We start from the raw sequence: 11,640 nt of genomic DNA, 5'->3' as shown, positions 1-11,640 counted from the left end.
GCCGCTGAAGTTCGCGGCCGGTGCGGATACGACAAGCCGACGAACCTGTTGGTAGATGGTGTAGTAAACCCGTAACCCTGGGCCCCGGCGCTTCTGCGCCGGGGCCCTCGTCATGGAGGTCCCTGTATGGCTCAACCGGATGACATGCTCGACGATGAGGATTACCCCGCCTACACGATGGGCCGCGCCGCGGAGATCACCGGCGCTTCGCAGGATTTCCTGCGCCGCCTCGACGAGGCGAAGCTGATCACCCCGTTCCGATCCGCCGGCGGGCACCGCCGCTACTCCCGCTACCAGCTGCGCCTCGCCGCGCGGGCCCGGGAGATGGTCGACCACGGCACCGCCCTGGAAGCCGCCTGCCGGGTCATCATCCTCGAGAACCAACTCGACGACGCTCTCCGGCTCAACGAGAGCTACCAGCACCGACAGCACGCGGACGCTGCCTGACCCCCAAGGACCGTTCGCCGTATCCACTGCTCGCGGAACGGCACCATGCGCCGCAGGCCCCAGCTGGCCTGCGGTCACGGATGTCCGTCGCCCATGGGATCAGATGCATCGACCATCCACGCATACCGTCAGCGACGGACTCCTCCGGCGGTGATCGCATGTCAAACCCGCCACTTCGCAGGTCAGGCCGGTGGCGCTGACCTAAAGGTCATCCGGATTTCCTCGATGAGCAGGCCCGGCTGCTCGAGAGCGGCGAAATGGCCACCGCGATCGAGCTGGGCGTAGTGCAACACGGTCGCGTAGCGTCGTTCGATCCAGCGCCGGGATGCCTGGACCGCCTCGCCAGGGAAGATGCTGAACCCGGCGGGGACGGGGTTGGGCTCCCAGGGACCGGTGTCCGTGGCGCTACTCAACCGCTCTTCCCAGTAAAGGCGGGCGGACGACGCCGCGGAGTTGGGAAGCCAGTAGAGCATGATGTCGTCGAGGATCTCGTCACGGGCGACGGCCTTCTCCGGATGCCCGTCGCTGTCGGACACGTCCTGGAAAAGGGTGTAGATCCACGCGGCGAGTCCGGCCGGCGAGTCGGCGAGCGAGTAGCCGATCGTCTGCGGCCTGGTCGCCTGCTCCCGGGCATAAGCGTCCAGCTCGCTCTGGTAGCGCTGAGCGTGCGCCATCATCTGCTGCTCCTCGGGCGTCGCCTCGCTCATCTCCTGCGCGGTGGGGAACACCAGCGGAAGGTTGAAGTGCACGGCTCTGCACCGTTCGGGTGCCTTGCGGGAGATCTGCTCGACGACGGCCGCACCCCAGTCGCCGCCCTGGGCGAACCAGCGGTCGTAACCCAGCCGCTGCATGAGGGTGATCCACGCGTCGGCTGTCCGGGAGATGTTCCAGCCGGCAGTGGTGGGCTTGTCGGAGAACCCGAAGCCCGGCATGGAGGGGATCACGACGTGGAAGGCGTCCTCGGCGTTGCCGCCGTGTGCAACTGGATCGGTCAGCGGGCCGATCAGCTGCCGGAATTCCAGAATGGAGCCGGGCCAGCCGTGGCACAGCAGCAGCGGCGTCGCACCGGGCTCAGCCGAGCGCACATGCAGGAAGTGGATGCCGATCCCGTCCAGAACGGTGCGGGATGAGCCGAAGCTGTTGATGGCCCGCTCGGTGCGGCGCCAGTCGTAGCCGGTGGCCCAGTGGTCGCAGAGGGCTCGGATGCGGTCCAACTGCGGTCCCTGGCTCGAGTCCTGGACGGTTTCGCGGTCCGGCCATCGGGTGGCGGTGAGGCGACGCAGCAGGTCCTGCAGATCGTCGTCGGAGACCGCGACCGTGAACGGCTCGACGGTGTCGCTGGTTTTCATCAAGTGCTCCTGGAGTGCTCGATATCGAGGGAGCGCCAGTCTAGCCAGTAAGTGGAAGATAAATTCAACTTGGAATTCTTCTTCCACTTAGATAGGGTCGATCACGTGACCGACCCGGCTCCTCCCCTGCGCCGCGACGCTGAGCGCAACCGCCAACTATTGCTGCGCACGGCGTACGAGCTGATGGCCACCGAGGGCCTGGACGTCTCGTACGAAGACATCGCCCGAGCCGCGGGCACCGGGATGGGCACGATGTACCGCCGCTTCCCGGACCGGCAGGACCTGTTGAACGCCCTGTTCAACGACCACATCGACACGGTGATCGGCTTTGCCGAGCAGGCAGCGCAGCGCGACGACGCCTGGGCCGGGCTCATCTGGTTCCTCGAGCAGCAACTCGAGATCGAGGCGCGCAGCCGGGGCGTCGGGGAGCTGCTGCGCAGCCGGAGCCAGGCCACCGCAGCGGTGCAGCGGGCCCACGATCGGATGACCCCGCTCGTGGCGGAGCTCATCGCCCGCGCCGTCCGTGCGGGTCAATTGCCGGCCGGAGCAACCCCCGCCGACTTCGCCGCCGTGCACGTGATGGTGGGCAGTGTCATGGACGCCTCCCGCGGCTTCGCCCCGCAGCTGTGGCGCCGCGCCCTGACCATCGCTCTGGCCGGCCTGCGCCACGCCGACCTGTCCGGCGACCCGCCGGACGAGACGGTCATCGACCACCTCTACAAAGAGAAGAAATGAAGGTCCAGCCCATCATGGCTCTGCCCGACGACCTGCTCCAGGTCCTCAACGCCAAGGCGATCTGCTTCGTGACCACGCTGATGCCCGACGGATCGCCGCAGATCTCGCAGACCTGGGCCGGCACGGACGGCGAACACGTACTCATCAACACAGTGGACACCCACCAGAAGACCCGCAACATCAAACGTGACCCTCGCATCGCCATCGGCATCGCCGACCCTGCCGCACCGTCGCGGTCCTGGGCTCTGCGCGGCACGGTCGTGGACGCGACAACGGACGGCGCCCGGGAAAACATCGACGAGCTGTCCCAGAAGTACATCGGCCGCCCGTACCCCGGTTTCGGCGGCGGTCAGCAGCAGCGCGTCCTCCTCACCATCAAGGTCGACAAGGTGCATACGCCCTGATCCCTGAGGGTGCGTCAATCGCCGACCCGCCGAGCCGACCCCAGCAGTGACCGCCAGCACCCGATAACACCCACCGCTGACCAGCAGTGTCGAGTCCAGGGCGATCTGCCCGCCCGATCACACACGGAACACATGGATCGCATGACTGCCTGTTGCGTGCCCGCCCCGCCATGACGGCGATGCGGTTCCACATCACCGAGGTATTTGACATACCCGCGCGGGATGGCTTGATCGTTGTCGGGTCGATCCGCGACGGTGAGCTCGTCGGTGTCCCGCGCCTCCGGGATGACACCAGCGGAGAACTTGTCCACGTGCTCGGGGTCGATCACCTCACGCCGCGCACCCGGCGCACCGGCGAGACCATCCTGGTGGTCGATCGGGCAGACGCCGCATATGTCGAGGTGGGGCGCTCCTGGACCGTCGAAGAATAGATACGGTCACCTAGTTCTGAACAGCCAGGACGCCGGAGACGAGCGCGGGACCCTGTCCGCGATCAGTTCTCGCAGCCGACCAGGGTGTCCTTAGGCGCCTTCTCGCAGTGGTCGCCGTAGGCGTCGTTGACGCCGCCGTTCAGCAGGTCGACGACGTTTTTGTCATAGTCGCCGCCGTCCAGGGAATCGTCGCCGGCGTCGCCGTAGACCTTGTCCTTGCCTTCGCCACCGACGATCCAGTCGTTGCCGGCGCCGCCGTGGATCACGTCGTTGCCGTCACAGCCCATCAGCGAGCCGTTCCCGGCGTTTCCGGTGATCCGGTCGTTGCCCGAGCCGCCGAAGAGTGCCTCGACGTCGGCACCGATGGTGTCGTGCTCACCGGCCTGCCCGTCGTCGCCCTTGACGCCGTCAGCGTCGATGGCTACCGCCTTGGTGTAGCCGGCGTAGCTGACCAGATCGGTGCCGGTGCCGCCGAGCAGGACGTCCGCCGCCCTCGCCTGCTCCCAGTCGTCGCCGCTGAGGGAGTCGTTGCCGGCACCGCCGTCGAGACGGTCGCGGCCCGGCCCGCCTTCGAGCATGTCGCCACCCGTGTCACCGACGAGCACGTCGGTGCCCTCCAGGCCCCACAGCTGGTCGTCGCCGGTGCCACCGCGCAGGGTGTCATTGCCGGTCAGGCCCCAGAGGGTGTCCTTGCCGCCCCGGCCGTCAGCCCGGTCGTTCCCGCTGCCGGTCTGGATCGCGTCGCCCCGGGAGCCGCCGGTGACTATGTCGTTGCCGGTGCCGCTGAACGCGAACATCCGTACGTCGGAGTTGTTGGTGATGATGTCGTTGCGGTCGTAGGTGTAGATCGTGACCCGGCCGGGTGCCTTCTTCGTGGTGCAGGTGACCTTGGTCTTGTCGCCCTTCACCCTCTTGCAGCCCTTACCGGCGTTGACCGCGACCTTGTCGTCGATCGTGATCGTGTTGCCGGTTCGCGTGATCACAACCTTGTTCTGCTTGCCGCTCGCCGCTTTGTACTGGACCCTCGTGCTGGATGTCACCGAGGCGACGCCGCCGGTTGCCGCCTGCGCGGGCGAGGCGATCGTCCCGGCCGTAGCCACAGTGAGAAGGCCGATTCCGACAGTCGCCAGCCGGGTGATGCGGGGCATGGTGATCCTTTCAGGGCGTGGCTCAGTGCTGGAACGGTACCGTTCCGACGCATCGAAGGAAAGATCTACATCATGTGGTACGAGCGCGCGCACCGCCGAAGGGCAGGAGAGCGCATCCCCTGGGCATAGCCCATTGGGCAGCTTGTGAGCCCGATTCACGCGGACCTACGGTCGGTGCGTCTCCGGGAGCCCAAAAATGGGGGTGGGTCATGCCCGTACGTCCGAATGCCGGCGAATCGGCGGTGGCACCGTCGTGAGCACCACGGAAGATGCAACGACCGCGATCGTCTGGGACGGCCAGGCCCGGATCCGTCGCCTGGCCGCCACGATCGCGCTCGGCGAGACGGCCGGTGTGCTGGTGCCCGTGGTGGTGATCGCTTTGATGGCTCGGATCAGTGCCGAGGCGATGTACGTGCGGTCGCTGTACGTACCCCTGGCCCTGCTCTTCGCCGCCGTTCAGGTGGGTTTCGACGTCAGCAACCAGGTCGCGGCGTCAGTGAGCCGCGGGGCGGGCCGGCCACAGGACGTCCTCCCGGTCGCCGCCAGCATGGCCCGCGTCGGCGCGGCTGTCTGGGGTGCCGTCAGCCTCGCGCTCATCGTGGCGGCGCCCTGGCTCGCGGCGCTGCTCAACGTCCCGGATGCCTCGGTCGGTGACTTCGTCGCCTTCACCCGTTGGGCCTGCCTGGCCAACCTGATCTTCTTCCCGACCGTGTTGCTCTCGTCGAGCCTGCGCGGCTACGGCCGGCCGGGCTCCGCGGCTGCCGTGGTGTTGACCGGAGCGGTCCTGGAGGTGGGCGGGGTCGCGGTTCTCGGCTTCGGTACCGACCTGGGGGTGTACGCGCTTCCGGTCGCGATCACGATCGGCGGCGTGGCCGCGCTGGCCGTCGGCGTGGTGCAGGTGTACCGCTGCGGGCTCTGGACGGCGAGCGGACCACTGGTCTGGCGTCCGGAGGCGGTCGGGCGGCTGACCGGGACCGGGCTGCCGGTCACGGCGTCGTTCGTGGTGATGGCGGTCGCGAACGCGGGCCTGTTGTGGGCGCTCAGCCCGTTCGGGCCACACGTGGTGTCCGGGTACTCGGCCGCCGGCGCACTGCAGAACCTGCTGATCGTGCCCGCCTCGGCGCTCGGCTCGGCGACCGCGATCGTGCTGAACCAGCTGCGGGGTGCGGGACGGCCCGGCGACGGCCCGGCGGCATTCGGATCCGGACTGCGACTGACCGCCGCGGTGTACGCGGTGCTGGCCGCCGCGATCTGGTTGTGCCGGGAGCCCTTGGCCACGGCGCTGACCGGTGACCCGGTGGTGGCGTCGGAGACCGGACGGTTCCTGGGGATCGTCGGGCTGACCTACCTCGGCCTGGGCTTGAACGTGATGACGTTGCTGCTTCTCGAACAGGTCGGCGGCGGCCTGATCGCACTGCTGCTGAACGTGCCCTACTTCGGCGGCATGGTGGTGGTCGGCAGCGCGCTGGCCCGGACCCAGCAGGATCCGTCGGCGCTGTACTGGACGATCGCGGTGCTCAACGCCTGCGGCATGCTGCTCGTCCCACTGTTGACCTGGCGGCACGTCCGCCGGATCAGCCGGGTGGACACCTGATGACCCGTCCGGGATGGCAGGCGCGAGACGTGCGCCTCAGCGTGACGATCATGCATCACCCGGCCCGGGACGTAGACCTGGAAACCATCGTCGAGGCATGCCGGCCGCTGTCCGCGCGCGTGGTGCACGACCCGGACCCCGACGCCGCGCGCAGCCCGTTACGGACCGCGAAGGTCGCCTGGGCCTCGATCGCCGAGGGTGCCACCCATCACCTCGTGCTGCAGGACGACGCCCGGCTCTGTGACGACTTCGCCGCGCACGTGGTCGCCGCGATCGCGTCCCGTCCGGCACACGGCATCGCCCTGTACACCGACTGGAGCAGCCCGCAGAACAGTTACCTGTCCCGGCTGGCCGCGGTCGCCGGTTCGCCGTGGGCGCCACTGTCGCCGATGGAGTGGACGCCCGCGCTGGCGTTCCTGCTGCCGACCGGCGTCGCCGCGGACCTGGCCGGCTATCTGGCGCCGATCCCGGACGAGGTCACCGACGACGACCAGATGATCTCCCGGTACTGCCGGGAACGTGGAGTACCCCTGCTGGCATCGGTGCCTCATCTGGTCGACAACCGCGGCCTGCCGACACTGATCGACGGGCACGGCGGGCGGCACCATGCCACGGTGTGGGCGCCACCGGTGCCGTCCGCTACGCACTGGGACGTCGACCCCCGGATCGACGGGACCCTGGCGTCACGGTCTCGCTATCGGTCCCACGACGAGTACGTCGTACGGGTCAAGGACTCTCGCTGCCTCATCCGGCTGCTCCGGCCGGATACCGGCGAGCCCGGCGGCAACGAGTTCTGCTGGTACTGGGAGGACTGGTGCGACCTGGTCGGGGTCAGCCCGGACGAGGTGACCACAGCGTTCGTGGCGCACCTGGACGGCCTGCCGGGCCCGCCGCCTGCGGCACGGGCCGCTCTGGAGATCTGGGCCGCCGGATACCTGCTCGGCCTGGGTGCCGCAGCGGTACGCCGTGACCTGCCCGTCCCGCTCGCACCGGCGGTCCCCGCACGGATCCGGGCCGCGGTGTCGTCCTGGGTGGACTCCGGGCTGACCGGCCCGCACGGTACGGCGCTCGGTACCAGCGACCGTACGGCCCTGATCGACCTCGGCGCGGCGGCGGTCACCCTCAGCCTGCACCGCCGGAGCCCGAATCCCTTCGTCGCGGCCGGTGTTCCGGCTGACGCCCGTGGAGAGGACACCCGACTTTGACGACACTTGCCACGACACCTGGCCCGGCCCTGGACAGCATGGTCGAACGGATGGCGCGCCGTGAAGTGGCGGCGCACTTTCTCATCCCGGCCGATCAGCCGCCGGGGGTGATCCGTCCGCCCGCGCCTCCGATGGCGGTCAGGATCATGTCCTGTCCGGACTGCGGCGCCGACGCGGACCGGTTCCAGTCCGCGGGCATCGCGCTGCCCTTCGCCGAATGGCGGATCGTCGCGGCGGACGACCCGGACACCGGCGGCCTGCCCACCCTGGCCGTCCTCGGCTGCGAGTGGTTCGCACCGCGGGCGATGCTGCCGGTGGCGATCGCGATCGAGCGTTTCGGCCCGGTGGCGGCGGCCGCGTTCCGCAGCCGCGCCGTGGCGGTCACCGAGCTGGGCGAGCTGCCATTCGACGCCGTGCTCGCTGCCCTCGACGAGCAGGAGAGCTGGGCCGACGCTCTGCTCACCGGTGACGTCCTGCCTGCACAACCGGCGCGGACCGTACCGGCCGCCAGCCGGCTGGTCAGCCCGGCCACCACCTGGGCCGCCTACCGCGCCTCGGTCACCGCACGATTCCTCGGCCCGCACGCGTCCGATGCGGATCAGGGCCGGTGGAACGAGGTCTACCTGGTGAACCGTCGGGACGCCGCGGTCCGGACGCTGGAGGGCTACGCGTCATGTCCGGCCTGATCGACGCCGTGCGCTGGCAGCCCGCGTCCTTCACCGGCTCCCGGACGATCACCCAGCACCTGACGTGGGGCCAGATGCTCGTGGAACGGGACATCCGGCGGATGCCGCCGGGCACCGCCTACAACGTCACGGTGCCGGTGCTGATCCCCGCGGGGGTGGACCTGGCCATGGTGTGTGCCGCTGTCGGTGCGCTGGCCGGCCGCTTCGAGGCGCTGCGAACCCGGTTTCCACGACGGGACGGCCGGCTGGTCCAGGAGGTGCTCGACAGCGGCAGCATCCCGGTCGGCGTCTTCTCCGGTGACGGCCCGGCCGAACAGTTCGCGGCGGCCGCCCGGAACCTGGACGTACACCTCGAGGCGACGCCGTTCGACCACGAACGGGATCTGCCGATGCGGGTGCTGGTCTGCGTGCACCGAGGTGTGCCCCGGGCGCTGGTGCTCTGCATCGCCCACCTGGTGGCCGATCTGCAGAGCAGCCGCCTGGCCGCGCGGGTGCTCGCCGAGATGCTGGCCTGCCGGGCAGCGGGCCGTCCAGACCCGGAGACTCCCGAGTCGGTTCATCCCGCGGACCTCGCCGTCTTCGAGCGTTCCCCGCGGGGCCGGACGGTCAGCGACGCCGCCGTGGCACATCTGCGCCGGCAGCTGAACGCGGTCCCGCTCGACAATTTCGCCGCGATCCGGCCGGTGACCCCGGCCGAGCCCCGGTTCTGGCGCGGTGTCCTGGACTCGCCGGTCTCGGCGCCGATGCTGGGCCTGCTCGCCGACCGGTACCGCACCAGCACGGCCACGATCGCGTTCGCGGTGACCGCTGCCCTGCTGGGCGTGGTCGCCGAAACCGACCGGTGCGGTCTGCTCCTGGTCACCGGCAACCGCACCACAGCACCACAACGGGCCTCGGTCGGCACCCTGACCCAGCACATGCCGGCGGTCGTCGACCTGACCGGACCGGCCTTCTCCGACCTGGTCCGGCGCTGCTGGAGCACGGCCGTACGGACCTTCCGGCACGGCCGGTTCGACCCGGTGGACGGCTGGGCGGTGCTGGCCGAGGTCAGCCGGGAACGCGGCGCCGAGCCGGAGATCCGGTGCTTCTTCAACGACATGCGCGGGGCACCGGAGACGCCGCCGGCCGCCGGACCCCTCGACCGTGACGTGGTGGAGCGGGCCCTCGCCGAGCCGGGCTTCCGGTGGACCGACCGGCGGGCGGCCGGTTCGTCGTTCTTCATGGAGGTCGGCGACGTGCTCGACGCACCGGGACAGCTGCGCTGGACGCTGCTCGCGGACACCACCCTGCTCCCCCCGGATCTCCTGCGTGCGGTCCTGACCGGAGTGGATCGGCTGCTGCTGCGCCTGCTCGACACCGATCTGCTCCTCTCCGAGGTAGGCGAGGCCGCCGGTCTGCACCGCGGCACGGTGGCCTCGCACTGATCGCATCCGACCGGCCGGGGCGGGGCAGCGGACGCTGCCCCGCCCCGGTTTTTCATCGCTGGGTGGTGGCCGCCAACTCCGGCTCCGGGTCGGGGGTGACCGGAGCGGAGGGGACCAGCGGCCGGCCACCCAGGAAACGGGGCGCCCACCACGCGGCGCGCCCGAGAATCGCCATCGTCGCCGGGACCAGCAGCATCCGGACGATCACCGCATCGATCACGACGGCCAGCACCAGGCCCAGACCGACCTCCTTGATCGGGGCGAAGCCCCCGGTCATGAACCCGGCGAAGGTGACCGCCAGGAGCAGGGCGGCGGCCGTCACGATGCCACCGCTGCGCTGCAGACCCTCCTGGACGGCCTGGTCCGGGGCCACGCCGGCGAAGCGCCGCTCGCGGATCCGGGAGAGGACGAAGACCTCGTAGTCGGTGGAGAGACCGAACGCGATCGCCGCGACCACCACCGGCACGGTCAGGTCGATGCCGTCGAGCCGCTCACCGCCGAGCAGGCCGACCAGGTGCCCCTCCTGGAACACCCAGACCACGACACCGAGCGCGGCGAACAGGCTCAGCAGGTTGGTCAGGACGGCCTTCAACGGGATCAGCACTGACCGGGTGAAAGCCAGCAGCAGGATGAAGGTGGCCAGCAACACGATGCCACCGGCGAGCGGAAGGCGGTCCCGCAGCTGCTGCTGGTAGTCGACCAGACGGGCGGCATCCCCGGTGACCTGCACCGTGAAGGGTGCGTCCAGATCGCGGATGTCGCGGACCGCCCGGGCGGTGCCCGGATCGCTCGTCGGGTTCTTCGGGGTGGCCTGCAGGACGGTCAGCCCGCCGCCGCTGCGCCCCAGGTTCACCGCTGACACACCGGGCACCGCGGCGACCCGCTGCCGGAACTCCGCCAGTTCGGGGCTGTCGGCCGAGGCCCGGGTCACGATCGTGATCGCGCTCGGCCCGGCCAGTGCCGGGAAGTGCTCACGCAGCTGTTCGGTGAGCCGGCGGGTGGCGCTGTCGGCGGGCAACGATTTCGGGTTGCTGGTGTCCAGCCGCAGGTTGGTCGCCGACAGACCGGCGAAGATCAGGCCCGCGAGCACCACCACCAGGGTCAGCACCGGCATCTTCTGCACACCTCGGGCGACCGCAGCGAACGAGCGACCGCGCTCCTTCCGTCCCCGGGCCGGCTTGATCTTGTTGCGCAGCATCTGGAGCAGCGCGGGGAGCAGGGTGATGGCGGCGAGCATGTCGATCAGCACCACGGCGGCGCCGGCCACGCCGATCGACCGCAGGAACGGATCGGCGAAGACCACCAGACTTCCCAGGCTGACCGCGACGGTCAGCCCGGAGAAGACGATCGTCCGGCCGGCCCGCTCGGAGGCCCGTACGAGTGCCTCCGCCGGGTCCTCGGTCACTGCCCGCTCCTCCCGGAACCGGCTGACCATCAGCAACGCGTAGTCGACCCCGAGACCGATGGCGAGCATCGTGGTGACCTGGATCGAGTAGATCGACACGTCGGTGAAGAAGCTCATCACCAGCAGCGTGGAGAAAGTACCGCCGACGCCGACCAGCGCGATCAGCAGCGGCAACCCGGCGGCGACCAGCGACATGAAGACCAGCAGGAGCAACAGCAGCAGCAACGGCGCGGAGATGATCTCAGCCCGCCGGGTGTCCGAGGTGGCCTGGTTGTTGAACTCGCGGTCGGTGAGCGGCCCGCCGGAGACCACCACGGTCGCCCCGTCGATGGATGTCAGCTGCTTCTGCACCTTGTCGGCCAGCAGATCGCCCTGGTGCGCCAGTTCCACGTTCACCAGGACGGCCGCACCGTCGGTGGCGGCCGGAGCCTCGGGGCCGAACGGGTCGGTCACGTTCAGCACGCCGTCGATGGCGCGCAGCCCGGTGAGCGCGGTGGAGACCTTGCCGCGGAAGGCGGGGTCGGTGGCCGAGCCACCGGAGATCACCGCATTGATCACAGGTGGCGCCAGCTTGGCATCACCCATCGCTTTGGCGCCCTGCTGCGACTCACTCCCGGCGATGGCGCCCACGGTGGTGGTCATCCGGGCGAAGACGCCGTTGCCGACGGTAAATCCGGCCGCCGCGATCACCAGCCAGATGACGAGCACGACGGCGGGACGCCGGCGGGCGAAACGGGTAACGACACGGATCATTACAAAGCTCCTCAGGACCGAAAGATCGATGTGATCTCATCCTGGTGAAGCGGGCTCTC

At 69.7% G+C, this 11,640-nt stretch carries 11 protein-coding genes; 8 read left to right on the top strand and 3 right to left on the bottom strand.

Features of this window, described 5'->3' with window-relative positions; translation table 11 throughout:
- Positions 1 to 126: 126 nt before the first annotated feature.
- Entirely contained in the window at positions 127 to 447 is a 321-nt protein-coding gene (locus ADL15_RS17590; RefSeq protein ID WP_067691772.1) for a helix-turn-helix domain-containing protein, read from the top strand.
- Between the two features lie 182 nt (positions 448 to 629).
- On the opposite strand, the gene ADL15_RS17585 is transcribed toward ADL15_RS17590, so the two are convergent.
- Positions 630 to 1,883, bottom strand: coding sequence for an epoxide hydrolase family protein (locus ADL15_RS17585; RefSeq protein WP_232344184.1), 1,254 nt, complete (start codon positions 1,881 to 1,883; stop codon positions 630 to 632).
- 18 nt (positions 1,884 to 1,901) lie between these two features.
- On the opposite strand from ADL15_RS17585, the gene ADL15_RS17580 reads away from it, so the two are divergent.
- The 3 genes from ADL15_RS17580 to ADL15_RS17570 all read left to right on the top strand — a co-directional run bounded on the left by ADL15_RS17580 (position 1,902) and on the right by ADL15_RS17570 (position 3,366).
- Positions 1,902 to 2,531, top strand: coding sequence for a TetR/AcrR family transcriptional regulator (locus ADL15_RS17580; RefSeq protein WP_232344183.1), 630 nt, complete (start codon positions 1,902 to 1,904; stop codon positions 2,529 to 2,531).
- Complete coding sequence (locus ADL15_RS17575; RefSeq protein WP_232344182.1) at positions 2,528 to 2,935, top strand: PPOX class F420-dependent oxidoreductase; 408 nt, start codon at positions 2,528 to 2,530, stop codon at positions 2,933 to 2,935. Before ADL15_RS17580 ends, ADL15_RS17575 begins: the two co-directional genes overlap by 4 nt.
- A gap of 179 nt (positions 2,936 to 3,114) precedes the next feature.
- Complete coding sequence (locus ADL15_RS17570; protein WP_232344181.1) at positions 3,115 to 3,366, top strand: hypothetical protein; 252 nt, start codon at positions 3,115 to 3,117, stop codon at positions 3,364 to 3,366.
- 62 nt (positions 3,367 to 3,428) lie between these two features.
- Here ADL15_RS17570 and ADL15_RS17565 read toward each other — a convergent pair whose 3' ends face one another.
- Positions 3,429 to 4,514: a calcium-binding protein gene (locus ADL15_RS17565; protein ID WP_067691761.1), complete on the bottom strand. Its 1,086-nt coding sequence runs from the start codon at positions 4,512 to 4,514 to the stop codon at positions 3,429 to 3,431.
- Positions 4,515 to 4,767: 253 nt separating this feature from the next.
- Here ADL15_RS17565 and ADL15_RS17560 point away from each other — a divergent pair, with 253 nt between their 5' ends.
- The 4 genes from ADL15_RS17560 to ADL15_RS17545 are packed head-to-tail and all read left to right on the top strand — an operon-like array spanning position 4,768 to position 9,423.
- The gene (locus ADL15_RS17560; RefSeq protein WP_067691759.1) at positions 4,768 to 6,108 is read left to right on the top strand and encodes an MATE family efflux transporter; all 1,341 of its coding nucleotides are present in this window, start codon (positions 4,768 to 4,770) and stop codon (positions 6,106 to 6,108) included.
- Positions 6,108 to 7,313, top strand: coding sequence for a hypothetical protein (locus ADL15_RS17555; RefSeq protein WP_157441436.1), 1,206 nt, complete (start codon positions 6,108 to 6,110; stop codon positions 7,311 to 7,313). The genes ADL15_RS17560 and ADL15_RS17555 overlap by 1 nt, the downstream gene beginning before the upstream one ends.
- Before the next feature lie 50 nt (positions 7,314 to 7,363).
- Entirely contained in the window at positions 7,364 to 7,999 is a 636-nt protein-coding gene (locus tag ADL15_RS17550) for a hypothetical protein (RefSeq protein ID WP_157441435.1), read from the top strand.
- A complete protein-coding gene (locus ADL15_RS17545; RefSeq protein WP_067691750.1) occupies positions 7,987 to 9,423 on the top strand; it encodes a condensation domain-containing protein in 1,437 nt (478 codons plus the stop codon). The genes ADL15_RS17550 and ADL15_RS17545 overlap by 13 nt, the downstream gene beginning before the upstream one ends.
- Positions 9,424 to 9,475: 52 nt before the next feature.
- Here the strand turns inward: ADL15_RS17545 and ADL15_RS17540 are convergent, their stop codons facing one another.
- Entirely contained in the window at positions 9,476 to 11,581 is a 2,106-nt protein-coding gene (locus tag ADL15_RS17540; protein ID WP_067691747.1) for an MMPL family transporter, read from the bottom strand.
- Between the last annotated feature and the right edge of the window lie 59 nt (positions 11,582 to 11,640).

Origin of the sequence: Actinoplanes awajinensis subsp. mycoplanecinus (assembly GCF_001509495.1) — a bacterium.
GTDB lineage: Bacteria > Actinomycetota > Actinomycetes > Mycobacteriales > Micromonosporaceae > Actinoplanes > Actinoplanes palleronii.
The sequence above is the reverse complement of the archived record's forward strand: the minus strand, read 5'-3'. Positions and strand labels throughout refer to the sequence as shown.